We start from the raw sequence: 19,152 nt of genomic DNA on the forward strand, positions 1-19,152 counted from the left end.
GAAGTGCTCAGGTGCGGCCGAAACTTCAGCCTACATTTTGTCGCTACGTATCAGAGCGGTAGCGATGGTGCGGCGAGCGTGCAGTATTTGTTGTTGTCGTGATGTTCCTGCGCCCACTGTTCTGGCCTGCGCCATTCCGCCTGCCAGATAGCCAGTTGTTCGCTAGGCATCGGGTGACCAATCGCATACCCTTGCCCCCAGTGGCAGCCGAGTTGCAACAAGGTTTTGCCGTGTTCGATGCTTTCCACCCCTTCGGCAATGATCTGGCGCTGGTACAGCCGGCCATGCTGACCACGCCCTCAATGATGACCTGATCTTCCAGATCGGATGGCAGTTCCGAAACGAACGAGCGGTCAATCTTGACCAGATTGACGGGAAGGCGCCGGAAGAAGGTCAGTGACGAATAACCGGTGCCAAAGTCATCCAGTGCCGCACCCATACCCAACGCGCGGCAGCGCTCCAACACCATCACGGCCTTATCAATGTCCTGCAGGGCCGAACTTTCCAAAACTTCCAATTCGATCTGGTGCGGAGAGACCAACGGGTAAGTTTGCAATAGTTGCGTCAGCTTGTCGTAAAAGCGGTCTTCTTGCAGTTGCGAGGCTGAGATGTTGATGCTGATCTGGATCGGGTTGCCTTGTTCATTCCAGCGGGTGGCTTGCGCAAAGGCCTGCGCCAGCACCCAGTCGCCCAGCACAATTTCCATCGGCGTGTTCATGATGTCCGGCAAGAAATAATAAGCGCCAGTACGCCGCGTTCTGGATGTTGCCAACGGATGAGCGCCTCTACCCCAACCAGTTTGCCGCTGCGCATGTCGATTTTGGGCTGGTAATACAGCCGGAACTCGTCTTGCTTCAGCCCTTGGCGGATGCGGCTTAGTCCATCCTGATGCACCCGTTCACGCCGGTCCAGCTCCGGGTCGTACAGGCAGGCCGTACCCTTGTTGTGCTTCTTGGCGACGTACATGGCGTGGTGGGCGTGGCGCAGCAAGGTGTCCGGGTCGGCTTGGTCGGAAGGGTAGCTGGTAGCTCCGATACTGGCGGACATGTTGATGGTATGGTGTCCGATCTGTACCGGTTGATGCAGTGAGTCAAGCAGCTGTTGCAGCGTGTATGGCAGGTTGGCCGTTTCGTCACGATTGACCAGCAGGATCACGAAATCGTCGCCGCCCAAGTGAGCCAGCGTATCCTCCTCGCGCAGGGACTGACGCAATTGCCGCGACAGGCTGACCAGAAGTTGATCGCCAACCTCACGTCCTAGCCGGTCATTAATATCCTTGAAACCGTCCAGATCCAGATAGCACAGCGCCACTTGGCTTTGCTTGCGCTTGCCATGCTTCAGACTTTGGTGAATCCGGTCGATTAGCAAGACCTGATTGGGTAAACCTGTGAGCGCGTTGTAATGCGCCGCATAATCCAGCTGTTGCTGATGCTGGCGTAGCAAGGTAATGTCGCGCGCCACGCCCATCACGCCCATGAGTTGGCCGGACCGGTCACGAATGGGGGTTTTGATGGTTTCAAACAGCCCGTGATAGCCATCGCAGGCAAAGGTCAGCCATTCCTCGTTGCTGGTGGGGCGATCCTGCTGCATGGCTTTGCGGTCATGTTCCAGAAAGGCGTTGGCCAGCTCGGTGGAGACGAAATCATGGTCGCGCTTGCCGACGATGTCAGCCTTGCTGGCGCCAAAAAATTGCGTAAAACGCAGGTTGCAATCCAGATAGATGCCGTGAGGGTCTTTCAGCCACACCAGATCTGGCAGCGCATCATACAAGGTGCGCAGCTGGCTTAACGCCGGTCGGTTCTGGCCAATTGTTCGGCCAACTGTTCGCGTGCTTCATCCCGGTCCTGCTCGATGGCGTGGGTATAGTCTTCGTTATGGCGGCACAACCGGATGGATTTCTCCAGATTGGCCATGACCGGTTTGAATAACTGTTGTACCGGTAAATGCACCTCTTTGTGCGTGGGAGCCCAAAGCAGCAGGAAACCGGTGCTGGGCATCGGCAGGTACAGAACAGTGCTGTCCGCCGTTAGCGAGGTATCGGGCAGATCTAGCCATGACGCGCCCATCATCAGGCAGGCCTCGGCTTAACAGCTGGCTGGCCTCAAGGGTGATGACTTGCCCTTGGCGCTTTGCCAGAACGTGGTCGCCAATAGCGGCTTCCAGAATAAAGGTTCCACCTTGCGCCCGACTGACATTGGGATCACTCAGGCATGCCATCCCGATCGGAAAGCCGGAATGAAACAACAGACGCTGCAGTACCTTGGTTAGCAGCGGTTGCAAGCGCATCTCGCTGGAGAGCGTCATTTCCGGGTCGTACAGTACGGCAAGGTATTGACCGCTAAACATATTCAACTCCATGGACAGCAGACGATGGCACCGTTATGAAAAACCGGGTAACCCCAGTTGCTATCGTGGCCGATTTCCCCAAGTGTCAGTGCGCCAAACAGTTCGGTAGCACCGCTACGCTGTTGCAGCATGACCAGTTCATCCTGTCCGGTTGTTTGCAAATGCAGCCGCCGCCCCGCGCAGTAGAACGTTAACAGGGGCTGGCCCGGACGTGCTTAAGCAGGCGGCTTACCAGCTGGTCGATGGTTTCGTCACTGCCCGGATCAGGGGCATGTAGCAGTGCCAATACAGCATTCGATGGTATCTCACCCACACACAATAATGCCCCGTCTTCCCGCACTGCGACTGGAATCCTGACCGAGGCTTTCTTCGTTTGCCCGCAAAATGCCAAAAGGAAAATGCGCCGCATACTGATAGAAGTTCTCTGGCGTCAGCGCAATACCATAACGTGTTTTTACCAGTAACTGGTATACCTGAAACGCTGGTTGCCAGTCGATACTGACGATGGCATTGCCTTCGGTACTGGAGGCGGTGACCAGTGGCGCTTGCGAGTGGTAGCCATGTGCAATCACGGCGCCATGGGGTACATCCAGCAGCAGCCATAATAGGCCATTTCCCACTATCTGGCGATTGTCAAACAGGCAGGGGAGTGGCTGGAAACTCTCACTGCTTCGGCATTCAGGCCAATGTAGCTGACCCGGTCGGCCAACTCGAGATATAGCCCGTCCAGTAACGAGCCAATATGTGGCAGCATGGCATCGAACAGCATGAACAATGTCTGCCGCCGCGGAGCAAGTTGAGGGGTGATGCTGGCCAATATTGAAGCGGTGTCGGCGGCCGTATCATGGCTAAAGCCGCTGATTAGCTTGAACCGGGGCGCATGCTCGAAACAGATCAGCCACATGCCTTGCTCGATCAGAGAGTTGCCATGGATCAAGCGCGGAAAAATCGCTCCCGCCAAGGGAATGTTCTGGCCTTGGCACAGGCTTTGTAATACTGGAATCTGCGCTTTACTGGCTTCGGCGACTAACGCCAAAACGCCGCAAGCGGGATGACTTTTTTTCCAATGTTCCAGATGATCGGGCAGCAAGGCGAGTTCAGCATCGGCTAAAAACTGTTGGTCATGCATGGCAGTGCTCTGGCAGGCTAATGCGCTTATTCTATGACTGATATGTGAACGGCAGATTTGTGTTGTGTCAGTGCCGGTAAAATAAGCAGCCAGTAGCGGTATGTTTAGTGACAGCGAAGCAACAGTACTGGCGTAGAATGCGGTCGATAAATTTTTTCAAGGAGCTGGCTTTGGCCAAAAACAAAAATCCCGAGTTGGATCCGGATACGATTGCATTGCTGGAATGGTGTGCTGAAGTGGAGGTGCTATTGGTGGCGGCTGGGGCGACCCCGGCCGAAGCGCAAGAGCACATCGAAGAACAGGCCGAATGGTTTACGGACCAGTTTTTTGACGGACTGACGCCGGAAGAGGCGGCCAAGGCGGCCCTGAATGACTGAATAAAAGCAGTTGATGGTTTGGGAGTGAAGCGAAGCCGGTTCCGGCTCTGCTTTACCAAAACGCCTTGGCCGATGCCAGCTTGTCTAAAGCATTACCCAGAGTGGTTTCGGATTGGTTGGCCGCATGCGCCAACCAGCCAATGACGATGCTTAAACGAGCTGTTGCAGCTCCGGGTCTTGCTGGGCAAGCTGTTTCATTAGCGCCTGACCGGCGATGTGGTCATTGACGGCTCCCATAACCGATTGCACCTGTTCTAGCGCACTCAGATACGCGTTGACCTGTTGCCGCGGGTAGAGCGGAGAGAAAAATTCAATCGCATAGCGTAATTTCTTTGCCCGTTTGCGTAAGTCATGTCGCTCCACCGGAGCCAGTGATTGCCAATGTTTTATTGAATTTTTGATAGGTTTCCGGCGCTGGCTCAGTGCCGGGCCTGGCAACGTCACGCAACTTGCCGTTTGGTTTCTCTGTTGCCGATTGCGGTGCATGCAAGCCAGCCAGTAGTTGAATCAATAACCTGCCATAGTCTGGTGAGGTCAGGGCGGTGACCACCTTGTTCTGACTGTGCTGACGTGCCCGCGCTAGTGCTGCTTTGAGCGGAGTAAAGTCGGTGCTCATCGCCAGTGCTTCTTCCAGCGGCGGCAAGGTTTCTGTCAGAAACACATCCAGATCGCGCACTTGTCCCAGTGTTGCGGCAAGTTCCTTGATGCGTGACAGAACGTTTTCCCGATCATGATGCGGCACGAGGGACGGGAAAATTTTTTGCAGCGATCTTAACCGTCGCAAGGCTACACGCGCCTGGTGCACAAATTCGATGTCATGGTCGTCGAGTACGCCGGGAACATTGGCCTGCAAGTGCCGTAGCGTCTCGTAAGCCATTGCCTGCATCGCCTGTTGTGATGGCATGTTGCCGGTCAGCTTGGGTAATTGGGCCTTGGATGGCACTGGTTTGATGGCTAAGCTGATTCAACAGGTGGCCCTGCGCTACCTTGCTGAGTGGCTCGGGCATCATTGAGAAATGTTTGCCGAGCGCCAAGGCCAAGTCGAACAAGGCGGAGGCTTGGCCTTGTCTTAAGCCAAGTTTCACCTCATTGATCTTGTGAGTCTGCGTGTCTCCGACTATCGTGCCGTGGTCCAGTACAACTTCTAATTCATTGCCGTTTTCATCCTCAAGGTGCCACTTGGTGCGTTGCACGTCTGTAGTAAATAGCGGACGCAATGCCCGGGCAATCTTGTCTTGCAATAAAAAGCGACGCGTAGCTTCATCGGTGATGTTGGCTAAATCGATAGCCTGGCTTGCTACCTGCGCTTCAAATGTGAGCCGCTGATGGAGTCCTGATCCGGCCGTATCGTCGAGATGGATGGCCTGAACCCATTGTCCGTCCTGCCGCCGCAGGCTTAATGCCATGTTGTATCTGGCAAGTTCCAGTGTGGCAGTGTCGTAGTAATGACTGACTATATGTTTACGGCTTGGAGCGGGGGCGTGTGTTGCCATCAGCCGTCGAAAAGCAGCATTCTTTTGTGGCGCAAGCCTGAGCTTCAGTTCGGTTTCGAAATGCATCGGAGTGGTTTTCCCTGTCAGCCCTTATTCTCCGAGTGGAAGTTCGGCCAACTCTGATCTTTAGCAAATTAGATAATTGTTTCTGAAAACAATTTAACTATATACGCTAGTCAGGCCAGTGGGGCTACGGTGGTCAGTGATGGCCTCTCTCCGTTAACCGTTGTGGCGTGCTACGCATGGCAAAACAAGGCCGAGGCGGTTGTCTGGCCTCGGCCTTGTTGTTAACTCACCCTATGAGTGGGTTATTGCAGAACGTTGATCAGAATGTCCGCCACGATGGCGGTGCCAATGGCTGTCAGCACCAGATCCGAGCCGACAATGTGCCACTCATAGCCGGGCTGTGGTGGTAAGCGACGGAGCAGCTGCGGGGGAACCGGGCGCATGGCAATTCCCGGAGGAAGCGGGTGGCCATAACGTAGATTGCGGCGAATACCGGGAGGTAGCGGTTTGTAGCCGTGTATCCCTTCTTCATAGGCAAAATTGCGTGCGTGCTCACGAGAAACGCCACCCCAGCCCTCATGATAGTGATGATTACGCTCCTGATGTCCGCGCGGCGGGTAGTCACGGTTGTACCGGGTGTCACCTCGATAGGATTGATCGGGGGCGCTGCGGATATTCTGGAATTGGTCCGCCTCGCGGCCTTGCTTACTGTCTTGCCGGTCCTGACGTTGCGGCGAGCGCTGCCCTTGATCACTCTGGATATTTTGGAATGGGCCGTGATCTCCATTGGGGGGGTGCTGCCATTGCCGTGCTCGTTACCAGTACCGAAGACAATAATGTTGTCAGGACTAACTGTTTGCTTTTGGTATATGCATTCATGATGGCGCTGTCCTTGTTCGTTGCAATGTTTTCTGGGTTCGCCAGCCAGATCAGATTGCTATCTAGCCTACTATGGCGGTACCGATAGAAGCCAGCTTAGTTCAGGTATTTGTCGCAGATGTTGGGGTCAACGAGTATTTTGTAAATGTTTTCCGCTGCTAACCTAACGATAGACCGGTTTGGCCGGGCGGTGTGCGGATTAACCTTTGCGGTTGTCCGATAACAACAGAACTGATTAATCGGCCGTGTGCAGGACACGATTGCGCCCGCTGGCTTTGGCCCGATACAGGCCCTGATCGGCACGCGAAAGCATGGAATCCAGATCTTCGTTGGCGCGGCATTGTGCTACGCCAGCACTGAAGCTGACGGCAATTTGTAGTTGGCCGAAGCGGATAGGCGATGAGGCGACGGCCATGCGTAGTTTATCGGCAACCTGTAGTGCCTCATGAATATCAACGCCCGGTAGCAGGATGACGAATTCTTCCCCGCCCCAGCGAGCGAACAAATCCGACTCGCGTAGCAGTGACTGGCAGAGGGTTGCCAGCTGCTTGAGTACCTGATCGCCCATGCCATGGCCATATTGGTCATTGATGGCTTTGAAGTGATCAATATCCAGAATGCAAATGCAAAGAGGTTCCTCGTAGCGCTGCGCCCGCAGAATGTTTTTTTCCGTTTCTTCAATGAAATAGCGGCGGTTGGCCGCACCGGTTAACGGGTCGTGATGGGCCAGTGCCTGTAGTTCGGCGTTGGCTTCGACCAGTGCCGTGGTTCGGGCGCTGACGATTTGTTCCAGATGGGCGTTTTGCTCGTCCAGTTGGTCCAGTGCCGTGCCGAGAACCAACATTGGGATGCTGACGCAAAGAATGTAGGCGCCCAGCGTGGTCAACGCGAGGTTGGCCTGCAACATTCCCAGTGGATTGAGTCCATAGTGAATCATGATGGCGGTGGTGATGCCGACGATAGTCATCCCCAAAGCAACGCCAGCCATCTTGCTCTTCAGCGCCATCCAGGCCAGTAGTGGCAGGACCAGATACTCTTGCAGGATGAACAATCGCGGTAATGTCATCACGAATGGCAGGGCACTGGCTACCAGCAGGGTTTCTGTCTTGGCCGGTGCTCTGGCGCATACCCGGTGTCAGCAAGGCCAACGCCGGGGGCAGGATCAGGAGCATGCCCAGACCATTGGAAATCAGCAATCCTTCAGCTTCAGACAGGATATGGGGCGTCCACGGCCATGGGGCGTATTGGCTGTCAGCAATATGCAGGATCAGTTTGGGAAGCAGGACAAATAGTGGAACGGTGCATAACAGGCTGGCGCCGATGGTGACAAACATCTGTCGTAATGCGCCAGCTTCTCTTAACCGGAAACGTTTGTCCGGTCCCAGCATCAAGGCAAAAACGCTGTACTGGATGCCGTCAATACCCGACACGGACACGCCAACCAGTAGTGACCTTAACCAGTCGCCGTGGCTGTCTTGGCTCCAGTAAAGGCTCCATGACATGATCAGCGAACCGACGGCACCAATGCAAGCACCGCGTCCTCCGTAGTAGATGGCGAGTAAAGCTCCCACACCAGATGGCAACCAGATCAGGCACCAATCCCCCCAATGAACTCCGGCTAGCCGGGTTGAGCCGCGATGCGACAGGGCGTAGAGCAGCAACAATCCCCAAAAAAGAGGTTGGCGTGGTAAGGGAACCTCGGGAGTGGTGGACATTTTGCGGGGCGATGATCTTGATGCGGTGGGAATACTTGATTTGACATCATTGTCATAGCCCACGGCAACATTTCTTCGGGCTGGTGTTGCATACACACGTTTGTTATGCGTGCAAATGGCGGGAGGTCAGGTTGGAGTGATTCCTCCCCGAGTCAGACCAATGCGGCAGTATCGTGCCGCATTGGCCTGAGGTGATGCGGGGTGTTTAACTGGCGTAGCGCTCGCGTAGTGCCTGAAACGATGCCATGAATTCCGGTTGTACATATGGCTTGAGGATGGCCAGAATCTGGTGAATGCCGCGACGGCTGGATGCCTCGGTAATCGGCGCTTTGGGATGGGCCGTTTGCTCGAAGGCAAACCAGAACTTCACGACCAGCCAGATGTTGACGCTGACCGCTTCAATGTCTTCATCATCCATCTTGAGCAGGCCAAGGCGGATGAATTCGCGGAAGTGGCCATGCAGCAATTCGCGTAAGTCGCTGTTTACGAACTGATGGTACTCGGTTTGCAATTGCGGGCTGCGCGCCAGCAGGCCGGCAGATCGTAGAACAGGAAGCGGAATTTCCACATGGCCAGAAACGCGGTATCCAGATAGCTCACCAGATCCACAACCGTTACCGCCGGGTTTTCCGGGATAGCCGGGCGCTGGATGATGAAATCGCGGTATTGCAGAAAAATCTGGTAGACGATCTCTTCCTTGTTGCGGAAGTGGTAATACAGGTTGCCGGGGCTGATGCCAAGGTGAGCGGCGATGTGGTTGGTGGTGATGCTGCGTTCGCCCTGTTCATTGAACAGCTTCAGGCTTTCCTGAATGATGCGGTCGTAGGTCTTGATGCGGGGTTTATTCATTATGCGCCGACGGAGCCAAACTGAAGGATGGTAGCGAGTATGCCATGTTTGGAGTTGGTGCTCTAAAATTATTATGCTGGGTTGTTAGTTTCTGGAAAGCAGGCATCCATGAATTGGTGCAGGATGGCTTGTTCAATGCGCTGGCGCTCCTTGGCTGGGATAGCTACGCGCAAGATCAGCTGATAGCGTTTGTCGTCTACTGGTTGCACGGCAATTCTGGGCTCGACCGAAGGAATATCCAGTAAATGACGGGCGGCCATGCGTTCCATGTGCTGGCGGGCATCTTCCACATGCGGCAGGCAGGCCTGATCCGCCGCTGCTTTGAGTAGCCGTTCGGCACGGGCAGGTGGAATGGCGTAAGCCATGGGCACGGTGATGATGTGGATCACGTAGTGGCCCATGTAATTTTCCTTGATCACCGGATTGGCCAGCAGCAGGCTGTTGGGGAAGGCAATGGCGCGGCCGGTAATCTGGTGCGAATCATGGCGCGGGCCGATTTCCATGATGGTGGTGGACAGCAAATTGATATCCACCACGCGGCCGCGGTAATGTGACACCTCAATATGATCGCCCAGATCGTAGCAATTGCTGACGCTGCGCAGGAGCGAACCGCCCGCGCACATGATCAATTCCTTGGTGGCCACGACCAGTGCGGCAGCGAGCGCCACCATGGAGACGGCGATGGCCTCCAGCTGGCTGGCCCAGATGACGATCAGGCCAACCATCCCCAGCAGAAACAAGCCATTACGCAGGCCAACCGTCCAGCGGCGTCGTACCTCCAACGCTACGTTAGGGTTGGCCGAAATGGTGCGCAGGATGCTGGTGCGCACAAAGACCAACAGCACCAGCCAGATGGCCGAACGGATCAGATCACCGATGTTGGCGTGCTGCCACAGTCCGGGCCAGTCGGGCAATGTGCTCATCAGTCGTTGAGTTTCACCGCGTGTTCGCGGGTTTCGTGGAAGACAATATCCGGCCAGCGTTCTTGCGTCAGCTGCAGGTTGACGCGGCTGCTGGCCATGTAGGCCAGATTGCCGCTTAGGCATCCACGGCGATGTTGTTGATCAGCGCTTTCTGGAATTCTTCCAGTTTTTTGCGGTCTTCGCAGGTAAACCAGCGGGCCGACCAGATGCTGGCCGATTCGAACACGGCTTCAACGCCGTATTCTGCCGCCAGGGCGCGAGGCCACCACTTCAAACTGCAGCACGCCAACCGCACCCAGAATCAGATCGCTGCCATTGTTGGGTTTGAAAACCTGTACCGCGCCTTCCTCGCCCAGCTGCTGCAAGCCTTTTGCAGCTGCTTCATTTTGAGCGGGTTCTTGATGCGTACCGAACGGAACATTTCCGGTGCGAAGAACGGAATGCCGGTAAAGGCCAGTACTTCACCCTCCGAGAAGCTGTCACCGATCTGGATATTGCCGTGGTTGGGAATGCCGATGATGTCGCTAAGCTAAAGGCTTCGTCCACAATTTCGCGGTCGTGCGACATGAAGGTGACCACGCTGGAGGCGGCAATTTCACGGTTCAGGCGCAGGTGTTTCATCTTCATGCCGCGCTCGAACTGGCCGGAGCACACGCGCAGGAAGGCGATGCGGTCGCGGTGTTTCGGGTCCATGTTGGCTTGAATCTTGAACACAAAGCCGGAGAATTTGCCTTCGGTCGGTTCTACCATGCGTACCGTGGCATCGCGCGGTTTCGGTGCTTACGCCCAGTTGATCAGGGCATCCAGAATCTCGCGTACGCCGAAGTTGTTGATGGCCGAACCGAAGAACACCGGCGTGAGCTCGCCTGCCGGGAATTCGTCCAGATTCCATTCGTTGGAGGCGCCCTTGACCAGTTCGATTTCCATGCGCAGCTGTTCCATTTCCAGCGGGAACAGTTCATCCAGACGCGGATTGTCGATCCCCTTGATCACTTCCACGTCGGAGATCAGTTTTTCTGTGCTTACTTCAAACAGAATCACTTCGTCACTCAGCAGGCTGTATACGCCGCGGAAGGTCTTGCCCATGCCAATGGGCCGAGGTGATCGGCGCGCAGCGGATTTCCAGAACGTTTTCCACCTCGTCCAGCAGTTCCGGGCTGTCACGGACTTCCCGGTCACACTTGTTCATGAAGGTGACGATTGGCGTGTTGCGCAGGCGGCAGACATTCAGCAGTTTGATGGTCTGTTCTTCCACGCCTTTGGCGGCGTCGATGACCATCAGCGCGCTATCCACCGCAGTGAGGACGCGGTAGGTATCTTCCGAGAAGTCCTGGTGGCCCGGGGTGTCTAGCAGGTTGACAGTGTGGTCGCGGTAATCAAACTGCATGACCGAGGAGGCCACGGAAATACCGCGTTGCTTTTCGATTTCCATCCAGTCAGAGGTGGCAAACTTGCCGCCTTTTTTGCCCTTGACGGTACCGGCCATCTGAATGGCGCCCGAAAACAGCAGCAGTTTTTCCGTCAGCGTGGTTTTACCCGCGTCAGGGTGGGAAATAATGGCAAACGTGCGGCGGTGCGCCACTTCCTCGGCAATTCGGGACAATTCGGCAGACATGGATGCTTGAAAAGAACTGGTAAACCGCCAATTTTACAGGATAGTAAGCTGCTATAAAACAACCGAAAGCGTTCGTTTTCCGGGATTTGGCGCTTTTCTGCGGGCTTGCGGGTGGTTGGTGGGCCGGTGAGGCTGGTGAAACGCGGTCGGCAGCGGCTGACGATTTGGTTATGATAAGGCTTTTGCTCCCGCCGCAAAGATGACAATGGTGGGGCGTGGGCGCAGGCAGGAGAAGCGGATTATGTTTACCGGAATTGTTCAGGGTATGGCCGAGGTCGTTGCCATTGAGGAAAAACAGTCCTTCCGTACCCATGTGCTCAAGCTGCTTAAGCGCACATGCTGGACGGGATTGAACTGGGCGCGTCGATTGCCCATAACGGTTGCTGTCTGACCGTGACGCAGGTGGATGGTGACCGTGTGTCGTTTGATCTGATGCAGGAAACATTACAGGTGACCAACCTCGGCGAGCTCAAGCTGGGTGATAAGGTCAATGTGGAGCGCGCGGCCCGCTTTGGGGATGAAATTGGCGGCCACAGCATGTCCGGGCACATCATGTGTCTGGCTACGGTGGCAGACGTGATCCGTAGCCCGAACAACTGTACGGTGTGGTTCGAGATGCCGTCGGCCCTGATGAAATATGTATTTACCAAGGGTTATATCGGCATCGATGGCTGCAGCCTGACCATCGGTCAGGTCGAGGGTAACCGTTTTTGCGTGCACCTGATTCCGGAAACCTTGGAGCGCACCATCATCCAGTGGCGTCAGGTGGGTGACCGCATCAATATCGAGATTGATCCGCAGACACAGGCAATTGTCGATACCGTGGAGCGGGTGCTGGCCGAACGCCGCCCGGCATGAGGCCGGGCGTCGCTTCCTCGCCGCAAATGGCGTTGCAGGTTGGCCGAAAATCAGGCGTTGCTACCGCTAGCCAGGATGTATTGGCCATCAACGATGGCGAGTCTGATTATGTGGATTTGATACTGTGCTGAGTAAGACTCGGGGCGGTAAAACTATAAAGGAAAGCAGGAATGGCTATTTCTCCGGTGCAGGACATTATTGCCGACATCAAGGCTTAAAGATGGTAGTGCTGGTTGATGCGGAAGATCGCGAAAATGAAGGCGATCTGGTTATGGCGGCGGATTTTGTTACGCCGGATGCCATCAATTTCATGGCCAAATACGGTCGCGGGCTGATTTGTCTGACCCTGACCGAGCAACGCTGCGAACAGCTTAATCTGCCACTGATGGTCAGCAATAACGGCACGGCTTACGCCACCAACTTTACCGTGTCGATCGAGGCGGCCGAGGGCGTGACCACCGGGATTTCGGCGGCCGACCGTGCGCGGACCGTACAAGCTGCCGTGGCACGCCATGCCAAGTTAAGCCGATCTGGTGCAGCCGGGCCATATTTTCCCGCTCAAGGCGCAGCCGGGCGGCGTGCTGGTGCGTGCCGGACATACCGAGGCAGCCTGCGATCTGGCCAATCTGGCCGGTCTGGAACCGGCGGGCGTGATCTGCGAAATCATGAATGACGACGGCACCATGGCGCGCTTGCCGGAACTGATCGAATTTGCCAACGAGCACGGTATCAAGATTGGCACCATTGCCGATCTGATCAACTATCGCAGCCGTACCGAATCGCTGGTGGAAAAAGTCGGGCAGCGTCCGGTGGAAACACCTTTTGGCTCGTTCAACCTGCATGTTTTCCGCGATGTAACCTCCAACGCCACTCATCTGGCGCTGGTCAAGGGCGAGCTGGTGGCCGATGAAGAAACGCTGGTGCGGGTGCACGAGCCGCTGTCGGTGATGGATATTCTTGATCCGTTGTCCGGCGATCACACCGGACCGTGCCGAATGCGCTGGAGATGATCGAAGACGAAGGGCGTGGGGTGGTGCTGCTGTTGTACCGTGCACAAAGTGGCGAGAGCCTGCTGGATCGCGCACTGGGCAAGCAGCAGAAAAAGCAGAAGTGGGACAGCAAGAGCTTCGGTATCGGTGCGCAGATGCTCAAGGCGCTGGGCGTTGGCAAGATGAAGCTGATGTCCTCGCCGGTAAGCCTGCCTTCGATGACCGGTTTTGCGCTGGAAGTGACCGGATTTTGTCTTCCGGAACACCCGCACATCGAAATCGGTTAAAATCAACGGTTTTCCGAAATACGTTTCGCAGCGAGGACACCCATGCTATCCGCTATCCAACGCCCGGAACCCGATCTGACCGGCAAAGGTCTGAAAATCGGTATCGTTATGGCCCGTTTCAACGGCGCCGTTTGCCACGCGCTGCGTGATGCCTGTCTGTCCGAGCTGAAAGCGCTGGGCGTGGAACCGCAAGACGTGCTGCTGACTACGGTGCCGGGCGCGCTGGAAGTGCCTCTGGTGTTGCAAACCATGGCCAAGAGCGGGCGTTTTGACGCGCTGGTGGCTCTGGGCGCCGTGATTCGCGGCGAAACCTATCACTTTGAACTGGTTTCCAATGAATCCGGTGCTCAGGCATTACGCGTGTCGGTCTGGATTTTGACATTCCGGTGGCCAATGCCATTCTCACCACGGAAACCGACGAGCAGGCGGAAGTCCGTACGCTGGAAAAAGGGCGCGATGCTGCCCGTGTTGCCGTGGAAATGGTGAATCTGCATCGTCGTCTGCGCGGTTAAGCCGTTTCGGCCAACCTGCTGAACAAAAAGGGAAGTCAGGCTGTGGGGTGTTGATCTTGGTCGACACTTTCGCTGCTGGCTTTCATGCTCTTTACAAGGACTCGCGATTTTATGAAAACTGCCCGACGCCGTGCCCGTGAATTTGCCGTACAGGGCATTTACGAATGGGAACTGAATCCGGAACAACCGGCTTCGCTGATTGAAAAACACCTGCGTGAAAACGATTACTTTGTCAAAGCGGACGAAAACCTGTTCCGCACCATCTTGTACGGTGTACTGAAAGATGCGGCCGCGCTGACGAAACAGGTAAGCCGTTATCACGAGCGCAGTGAGGATGAAGTTAGCCCGGTAGAAAAGGCTGTACTGCTGATGGCCGCGCTGGAATTGTCGCAGCATCCGGAAACTCCGTATCCGGTTATCATCAATGAAGCCATTGAAATCACCAAAACCTTTGGCGGTACCGACGGCCACAAGTTTGTCAACGGTGTACTGGACAAGTTGGCGGCTGACCTGCGTGCTGATGAAGTGGCCTCGCAAAAAGCTCGTCGTCAGAGCTGAGAGCCGTGTCGCGCAAGATGATACACACCCGCTTCTGGCGGGTGTTTTTGCATGAGGTCCGCCATCGTGACTGAGTTTGAGCTGATTCGGCGCTATTTCACCCGACCGGCCCGGCAGGCTGTGCTCGGCGTAGGCGATGACGCGGCGATCCTGCGGCCAACGCCGGGGCATGATCTGCATGTGTCGGTGGATATGCTGGTAGAAGGGCGTCACTTTTTTGCCGATGTCGATCCGGTTGCGCTCGGGCACAAAACGTTGGCGGTGAATCTGTCTGATATGGCGGCCATGGGCGCGACGCCGCGCTGGGTGTTGTTGTCCATGGCGCTGCCACAACTGGACGAGCGCTGGCTGGCAGGTTTTGCCGAAGGGTTTTATCGGCTGGCTGAACGTTACGAGGTTGACTTGGTGGGGGGCGATACCACACGTGGGCCGTTGACCTTGTCGGTGACGGTAATGGGTGAAGCGCCGCAGGGGCAGGCGCTATGCCGTGCCGCCGCGCAACTGGGAGACGATATCTGGGTCAGCGGTGAATTGGGTTTGGGGGCACTAGCGGTGGCCAGTCGGCAGCAAGGGTTGGCCGAACAGCCTTGGTTTACCGCCTGTCGCCAGCGGCTGGATTATCCGACGCCGCGTCTTGAACTGGGGCACGCCTTGCGCGGTGTGGCGCATGCGGTGGCAGATGTTTCCGATGGCCTGCTGGCCGATTTGGGGCATATTCTGGAGTGCTCTGGCGTTGGGGCGGAGGTGTGGGCCGAATGTCTGCCGTCGTTACCGGCCATCGAGCAGCAGCGCGCAACCCTGCTGCCTTATCTGGCAGCCGGTGGCGATGATTACGAGCTGGTGTTTACCGCGCCGGTGAGTCAGCGTGCCAGCGTCGCCGCGATTGCTGCCACTGTTGATTGCCGCCTTACGCGGATCGGTCGCATTGTCGTCGGTGACAAGGCGCATTTGCTGGCGGCCGATGGCCGTGAAATTTCTTTGCAAAGGAGCGGATTTGACCACTTCGATCAAGCCTGACTGGGCATTCATTACCCGACGCCCGGCGCATTTTCTGGCGTTTGGCTTTGGTAGCGGTCTGGCGGCCAAGGCGCCGGGAACCCGGGGAACCCGGCGGCTTATCCCCTGTTTTTCCTGTTGTGGGCGTTGGGCGTCAAGGGGTTGTGGCTGGCTGGATTGTGCCTGCCGTTGTTTGTCGTCGGTGTCTGGTTTTGCTCGGTCACAGGCAAGGCGCTTGGCGTGCATGACCATGGTGGGATTGTGTGGGACGAAATCGTCGCCATGCTGCTGGTGTTGTCGATTACGCCGGAAACGCCGTTGGCGTGGCTGTTGGCCTTTGCCTTGTTCCGGTTGTTTGACATTACCAAGCCTTGGCCAATCAGCTGGCTGGATCAGCATGTCCACGGTGGTTTGGGCGTGATGCTGGATGATTTGGTTGCCGCCTTGTTTGCCATGTTGGTGCTGTTTGGGGTCATGCAGCGCGGGTGGTTGTGATGCCCGGCATGACTAATAGGTAATCCTGCCGCTTTGCGCGTGGAAATGGCGCCCAGCCAAAGCGAGTGTGGTATGCTTGCGCCCCTTCCTTTTGACCTGTCTGTTTGGCATGAAAGACCCTTGCGACCATTACACGTTTGACCTGATTGGGGGTGTCCGTAAAAAAACGGGCAGGAAGCCTCTGGGGGAACGTGCGATGACGGCGGCCGAGCGCAAGCGCCGCAGTCGCGAGTTGCGCCGTAACCGGTTGCAGGAATTGGCGATTACGGTGGAGCTAACGCGCGAGGCGCAAAAGTCGCTCGACAAGATGATCGAGTGGTGGGGGGTAAGCAAGAAAGAGGCGATCAACCGTGCGCTGGTGATCGCCTGTCAGTCACAAACCGGGCGTACCGGTTTGCTGTTCGATTTTGATCCGCCGTCAGTTGCGCCGAAAAAAGCCCGCCGCCGCAATGGCTCGGGCGGATAGCCAAGTTACACTTTTCTCAGCAGCCGTAGCGTTTGCGTGCCTCAATCGCCGGGCCACTGCCGATGCTGCCAAACAGGTTGCCCTCGACGTGTCTCGCCTGCGGCAGCAGGGCACGGATACTCTGGCGTAACGCCGGTACACCGCTGGAACCCCCGGTAAAAAACACGGTATCAATCTGCCCGGCCTGCACGCTTCAGCCAACAAGCCCTGCAATGTCTTGCCAATCTGCGTCAGCAGGTGATCAATGCTGTGATTAAAGGCTTCGCGGCTTAACTCTGCTGTCAGATTGGCTTCGATCATGCCCAGATCAAGCTGACAGTGCGGTTGGTCCGATAGCTCAATCTTGCCGGTCTCCACCTGCATGGCCAGCCAATGTCCGGCGCGTTCCTGAATCAGTTTGAACAGCCGATCCATGGCTTTCGGTTCGGTAACATCGCGGTAAATGTCTTGCAGTTCCATCCAGGCTTTGCGGGTGTAGGCAAAGTTGATGGTGTGCCGGTGGCCAGGTTGAAATACTGGCCGGACGGCATCTCGGCATTGTTGCGCAGCTCTTGAAGCCGAATAGCGGCATCACGCCATGCAGGCTTAGTTGCTTGTCAAAGTCGGTGCCGCCAATGTGTACGCCGCCGTTGGCCAGAATGTCGTCGTGGCGCTGATCCAGCATGTGGCGCTGGGGAGAGAGTCGTACCAGCGAAAAATCGGAGGTGCCGCCGCCGATATCGACAATCAGCACCAACTCTTCGCGTTCGATACCGGATTCGTAGTCAAACGCCGCAGCGATGGGCTCGTACTGGAAGGAGACGTCCTTGAAACCGATCTGCCGGGCGACTTCGGCCAACGTATCTTCAGCCAGTTGATCGGCCTTGGGGTTGTCATCCACAAAGAATACCGGGCGCCCCAGCACGACTTCGCTGAATGATCTGTTCGCTGCCCGGTCAGCGCGCTGTTTCAATTCCTGAATGAATAGTGTCAGCAGGTGGCGAAAAGGCAGTGCTTTGCCTTGTACTTCGGTTTGACTGTCGATCAGGCTGGAACCCAGCAGGCTCTTGAGCGAGCGCATTAGCCGCCCTTCGTAGCCTTCGATGTATTCCTGCAGGGCATGACGGCCAAAGACCGAGTGATCTTCTTCGTAGTTGAAAAATACTACGGACGGCAGGGTGATTTTGCCGTCTTCCAGCGGTAGCAGGGTGGGTCGATCGGGGCAAAGCCAGCCGACGGTGGAATTTGATGTGCCAAAGTCGATGCCGCAAGCACGCGCAGCGTTGTGAACAGCCATGTACCCTCCCAAAAACCGGAGCGCGATAGTACGTCGATTAACGCGGCAAGGGAAGGGTGTTGGCCGACTTTTCTATCTGGCGTGACGGATGTGGTGCTCAGTCCGGTGGCGGGTCATCTTGGCTGGTGGTGTTACGCAAGGTATGACGGCGGCTGGCTGCATGACGGGCATCATCTTCCGTGTGCAAGTAACGGCGCGTGGTCTGGATGCTGGCGTGACGCAGATTCTGGCTGACTACCAGTAGCGGCACACCCGCTTCCAGCTGGTGGCTGGCTGCCGTATGCCGCATCCAGTGCGGTGTGGCTTGTTCAAGTTCGCGACGCAGCGCCGGGTTGCTGCTGTTGGTGCTGGCGCGAGCAAAGATTTCCTGACAAATCAGATAAATCGCCTTGTCGGTTAACGGTTGCAGTGCCTGCTGCCGGTTTTTACCGGGTAAGCGGCAGACCAGCGGAGTGGTTTCGCCGCTGATGGGCAAAGCGCCAAGATCCAGGCTGAGACGATAGCGTTTCAGCTTGCCCAGTAATTCATCGCTTACCGGTACGTTGGCCGAAACCCCTCCCTTACCGGTAATGCGCCACCACCAGTTGCCCTGACGTTCAAACAAATCCCCCATGCAGGCGTTGGCCACTTCGCTACGGCGCGCGCCGGTCAGATAGAGCAGACTGAAAAGCCAGTCGGCTCGTTCGGCGTGCTGTTTTTCTCGTGTGGTGTGGCGGGGGAGTTCGGCCAACGTGCTTTGTAGTTGATGCCGGGCGGCCTCGCTGAGGAAGTGCTCTACCTGATTGGTCATGGTGCGTGGACTGGGGCTGCGCCGCAGCTTGAAAGGGTTGCCATTAAGGTAGCCTGCATTATTCAGATAACTGAACAGTGCTCCCAGAATGGTCAGGCTTTGGCGGATGCTGCTGGCGGTGAGTGGCTTGCTGAATGGCTTCCAGTCGGGGTGTTGACGCGGCTTGCTTGGGCCTAGCCATTTTTTCTGTGGAGTGGGGTGGGCAAGAAAGCGCTCGAATTCCAGAACGTCCTCACGGCGCACGCTTGACAGGCGTTGTTGTCGTTCGTCTAGCCACATCAAAAAACGTTCGCTTTCCTTGCGGTAGCTTGCCAGCGTTCTTGGGCTATTAAGGAATTCGGATAACCAGGTCAGGACGGCTTGCTGATCCGACTTTGCATCAATGAGTAGACCTTGCCTCGCCATACTGGGTGTCGATGGCCGGTCAGCGGGTAAGGCAAGCGTGGCAGGGGTATCTTTCATGTGGCTAATTCTAACATTTACTTCCGATAAGTATAGTAATCGGAAATATTATTGTTTTGTTGTTAAATTAATAACGTATTACGTAATAAATTATTATTTACAATGTGGTAGAATTCCCGGCAATTACAATT

At 56.1% G+C, this 19,152-nt stretch carries 20 protein-coding genes and 6 pseudogenes; 9 read left to right on the forward strand and 17 right to left on the reverse strand.

Going from position 1 to position 19,152, the window contains the following annotated elements; genetic code table 11:
* Window positions 1-43 precede the first annotated feature (43 nt).
* The 6 genes from GKE73_RS24120 to GKE73_RS17500 form a co-directional block, all read right to left on the reverse strand.
* A complete protein-coding gene (locus tag GKE73_RS24120) occupies window positions 44-718 on the reverse strand; it encodes an EAL domain-containing protein (RefSeq protein ID WP_280955007.1) in 675 nt (224 codons plus the stop codon).
* A complete protein-coding gene (locus GKE73_RS24125) occupies window positions 715-1,809 on the reverse strand; it encodes a sensor domain-containing protein (RefSeq protein WP_312854587.1) in 1,095 nt (364 codons plus the stop codon). The genes GKE73_RS24120 and GKE73_RS24125 overlap by 4 nt, the downstream gene beginning before the upstream one ends.
* Window positions 1,785-2,069: a hypothetical protein gene (locus GKE73_RS17485; RefSeq protein WP_230370930.1), complete on the reverse strand. Its 285-nt coding sequence runs from the start codon at window positions 2,067-2,069 to the stop codon at window positions 1,785-1,787. The genes GKE73_RS24125 and GKE73_RS17485 overlap by 25 nt, the downstream gene beginning before the upstream one ends.
* A 279-nt stretch (window positions 2,070-2,348) precedes the next feature.
* On the reverse strand, window positions 2,349-2,507 hold the full coding sequence (locus GKE73_RS17490) for a hypothetical protein (RefSeq protein WP_230370931.1): 159 nt from the start codon (window positions 2,505-2,507) through the stop codon (window positions 2,349-2,351).
* A 144-nt stretch (window positions 2,508-2,651) separates the two neighbouring features.
* Window positions 2,652-2,966, reverse strand: a complete 315-nt coding sequence (locus GKE73_RS17495; RefSeq protein WP_230370932.1) for a hypothetical protein — start codon at window positions 2,964-2,966, stop codon at window positions 2,652-2,654.
* Window positions 2,966-3,475 (reverse strand): FIST N-terminal domain-containing protein, encoded by a 510-nt coding sequence (locus GKE73_RS17500; RefSeq protein ID WP_230370933.1) that lies wholly within the window; start codon window positions 3,473-3,475, stop codon window positions 2,966-2,968. The genes GKE73_RS17495 and GKE73_RS17500 overlap by 1 nt, the downstream gene beginning before the upstream one ends.
* Before the next feature lie 170 nt (window positions 3,476-3,645).
* Here GKE73_RS17500 and GKE73_RS17505 point away from each other — a divergent pair, with 170 nt between their 5' ends.
* On the forward strand, window positions 3,646-3,852 hold the full coding sequence (locus tag GKE73_RS17505) for a hypothetical protein (RefSeq protein ID WP_230370934.1): 207 nt from the start codon (window positions 3,646-3,648) through the stop codon (window positions 3,850-3,852).
* A gap of 150 nt (window positions 3,853-4,002) precedes the next feature.
* On the opposite strand, the gene GKE73_RS24130 is transcribed toward GKE73_RS17505, so the two are convergent.
* The 8 genes and pseudogenes from GKE73_RS24130 to GKE73_RS17545 form a co-directional block, all read right to left on the reverse strand.
* Window positions 4,003-4,296, reverse strand: a complete 294-nt coding sequence (locus GKE73_RS24130; protein WP_376767381.1) for a CHAD domain-containing protein — start codon at window positions 4,294-4,296, stop codon at window positions 4,003-4,005.
* Window positions 4,202-4,729 carry a CHAD domain-containing protein gene (locus tag GKE73_RS17510; protein ID WP_280955008.1) on the reverse strand — a complete coding sequence of 176 codons (528 nt, stop codon included), beginning with the start codon at window positions 4,727-4,729 and terminating at the stop codon, window positions 4,202-4,204. The genes GKE73_RS24130 and GKE73_RS17510 overlap by 95 nt, the downstream gene beginning before the upstream one ends.
* Window positions 4,668-5,411, reverse strand: a complete 744-nt coding sequence (locus GKE73_RS17515) for a CYTH domain-containing protein (protein WP_230370935.1) — start codon at window positions 5,409-5,411, stop codon at window positions 4,668-4,670. Before GKE73_RS17515 ends, GKE73_RS17510 begins: the two co-directional genes overlap by 62 nt.
* Before the next feature lie 242 nt (window positions 5,412-5,653).
* Window positions 5,654-6,112: an anti-virulence regulator CigR family protein gene (locus GKE73_RS17520; RefSeq protein ID WP_312854588.1), complete on the reverse strand. Its 459-nt coding sequence runs from the start codon at window positions 6,110-6,112 to the stop codon at window positions 5,654-5,656.
* Between the two features lie 353 nt (window positions 6,113-6,465).
* Window positions 6,466-7,296 (reverse strand): GGDEF domain-containing protein, encoded by an 831-nt coding sequence (locus GKE73_RS17525; protein WP_230370936.1) that lies wholly within the window; start codon window positions 7,294-7,296, stop codon window positions 6,466-6,468.
* Window positions 7,297-8,150: 854 nt separating this feature from the next.
* Window positions 8,151-8,794 (reverse strand): annotated as a pseudogene (locus GKE73_RS26135) (TetR/AcrR family transcriptional regulator).
* A 71-nt stretch (window positions 8,795-8,865) separates the two neighbouring features.
* A complete protein-coding gene (locus GKE73_RS17540) occupies window positions 8,866-9,717 on the reverse strand; it encodes a mechanosensitive ion channel family protein (RefSeq protein ID WP_230370939.1) in 852 nt (283 codons plus the stop codon).
* Window positions 9,717-11,332 (reverse strand): annotated as a pseudogene (locus GKE73_RS17545) (peptide chain release factor 3). Before GKE73_RS17545 ends, GKE73_RS17540 begins: the two are co-directional and overlap by 1 nt.
* A 241-nt stretch (window positions 11,333-11,573) precedes the next feature.
* On the opposite strand from GKE73_RS17545, the pseudogene GKE73_RS17550 reads away from it, so the two are divergent.
* The 8 genes and pseudogenes from GKE73_RS17550 to GKE73_RS17580 all read left to right on the forward strand — a co-directional run bounded on the left by GKE73_RS17550 (window position 11,574) and on the right by GKE73_RS17580 (window position 16,493).
* Window positions 11,574-12,190: pseudogene (locus tag GKE73_RS17550) on the forward strand (riboflavin synthase subunit alpha).
* Window positions 12,187-12,321 (forward strand): hypothetical protein, encoded by a 135-nt coding sequence (locus GKE73_RS24135; protein ID WP_280955009.1) that lies wholly within the window; start codon window positions 12,187-12,189, stop codon window positions 12,319-12,321. Before GKE73_RS17550 ends, GKE73_RS24135 begins: the two are co-directional and overlap by 4 nt.
* 39 nt (window positions 12,322-12,360) lie before the next feature.
* Window positions 12,361-13,466, forward strand: a pseudogene (gene ribBA, locus GKE73_RS17555) (bifunctional 3,4-dihydroxy-2-butanone-4-phosphate synthase/GTP cyclohydrolase II).
* Between the two features lie 42 nt (window positions 13,467-13,508).
* Window positions 13,509-13,978: pseudogene (gene ribH, locus GKE73_RS17560) on the forward strand (6,7-dimethyl-8-ribityllumazine synthase).
* 111 nt (window positions 13,979-14,089) lie between these two features.
* Window positions 14,090-14,536: a transcription antitermination factor NusB gene (nusB, locus tag GKE73_RS17565; RefSeq protein ID WP_230370940.1), complete on the forward strand. Its 447-nt coding sequence runs from the start codon at window positions 14,090-14,092 to the stop codon at window positions 14,534-14,536.
* 66 nt (window positions 14,537-14,602) lie between these two features.
* Entirely contained in the window at window positions 14,603-15,553 is a 951-nt protein-coding gene (gene thiL / locus GKE73_RS17570; protein ID WP_230370941.1) for a thiamine-phosphate kinase, read from the forward strand.
* Window positions 15,498-16,027, forward strand: a pseudogene (locus GKE73_RS17575) (phosphatidylglycerophosphatase A family protein). The gene thiL and the pseudogene GKE73_RS17575 overlap by 56 nt, the downstream one beginning before the upstream one ends.
* A gap of 196 nt (window positions 16,028-16,223) precedes the next feature.
* Entirely contained in the window at window positions 16,224-16,493 is a 270-nt protein-coding gene (locus tag GKE73_RS17580) for a hypothetical protein (protein ID WP_230370942.1), read from the forward strand.
* A gap of 16 nt (window positions 16,494-16,509) precedes the next feature.
* Here GKE73_RS17580 and GKE73_RS17585 read toward each other — a convergent pair whose 3' ends face one another.
* From GKE73_RS17585 to GKE73_RS17595, 3 genes are all read right to left on the reverse strand, one after another.
* Complete coding sequence (locus GKE73_RS17585; RefSeq protein WP_230370943.1) at window positions 16,510-16,659, reverse strand: hypothetical protein; 150 nt, start codon at window positions 16,657-16,659, stop codon at window positions 16,510-16,512.
* A 171-nt stretch (window positions 16,660-16,830) separates the two neighbouring features.
* Window positions 16,831-17,769, reverse strand: a complete 939-nt coding sequence (locus GKE73_RS17590; protein ID WP_230370944.1) for an Hsp70 family protein — start codon at window positions 17,767-17,769, stop codon at window positions 16,831-16,833.
* 97 nt (window positions 17,770-17,866) lie between these two features.
* Window positions 17,867-19,021 carry a tyrosine-type recombinase/integrase gene (locus GKE73_RS17595; RefSeq protein WP_230370945.1) on the reverse strand — a complete coding sequence of 385 codons (1,155 nt, stop codon included), beginning with the start codon at window positions 19,019-19,021 and terminating at the stop codon, window positions 17,867-17,869.
* Between the last annotated feature and the right edge of the window lie 131 nt (window positions 19,022-19,152).

It is taken from the genome of Paludibacterium denitrificans (assembly GCF_009707705.1).
GTDB lineage: Bacteria > Pseudomonadota > Gammaproteobacteria > Burkholderiales > Chromobacteriaceae > Paludibacterium_A > Paludibacterium_A denitrificans.

What these genes read in the sequence shown, in the direction of transcription:
- GKE73_RS24120 (WP_280955007.1), bottom strand. Translation starts at nt 718, where the DNA reads ATGAACACGCCGATGGAAATTGTGCTGGGCGACTGGGTGCTGGCGCAG.
- GKE73_RS17485 (WP_230370930.1), bottom strand. Translation starts at nt 2,069, where the DNA reads ATGATGGGCGCGTCATGGCTAGATCTGCCCGATACCTCGCTAACGGCG.
- GKE73_RS17500 (WP_230370933.1), bottom strand. Translation starts at nt 3,475, where the DNA reads ATGCATGACCAACAGTTTTTAGCCGATGCTGAACTCGCCTTGCTGCCC.
- GKE73_RS17510 (WP_280955008.1), bottom strand. Translation starts at nt 4,729, where the DNA reads ATGGCTTACGAGACGCTACGGCACTTGCAGGCCAATGTTCCCGGCGTA.
- GKE73_RS17515 (WP_230370935.1), bottom strand. Translation starts at nt 5,411, where the DNA reads ATGCATTTCGAAACCGAACTGAAGCTCAGGCTTGCGCCACAAAAGAAT.
- GKE73_RS17525 (WP_230370936.1), bottom strand. Translation starts at nt 7,296, where the DNA reads ATGACATTACCGCGATTGTTCATCCTGCAAGAGTATCTGGTCCTGCCA.
- GKE73_RS17540 (WP_230370939.1), bottom strand. Translation starts at nt 9,717, where the DNA reads ATGAGCACATTGCCCGACTGGCCCGGACTGTGGCAGCACGCCAACATC.
- GKE73_RS24135 (WP_280955009.1), top strand. Translation starts at nt 12,187, where the DNA reads ATGAGGCCGGGCGTCGCTTCCTCGCCGCAAATGGCGTTGCAGGTTGGC.
- nusB (WP_230370940.1), top strand. Translation starts at nt 14,090, where the DNA reads ATGAAAACTGCCCGACGCCGTGCCCGTGAATTTGCCGTACAGGGCATT.
- GKE73_RS17580 (WP_230370942.1), top strand. Translation starts at nt 16,224, where the DNA reads ATGACGGCGGCCGAGCGCAAGCGCCGCAGTCGCGAGTTGCGCCGTAAC.
- GKE73_RS17590 (WP_230370944.1), bottom strand. Translation starts at nt 17,769, where the DNA reads ATGGCTGTTCACAACGCTGCGCGTGCTTGCGGCATCGACTTTGGCACA.
- GKE73_RS17595 (WP_230370945.1), bottom strand. Translation starts at nt 19,021, where the DNA reads ATGAAAGATACCCCTGCCACGCTTGCCTTACCCGCTGACCGGCCATCG.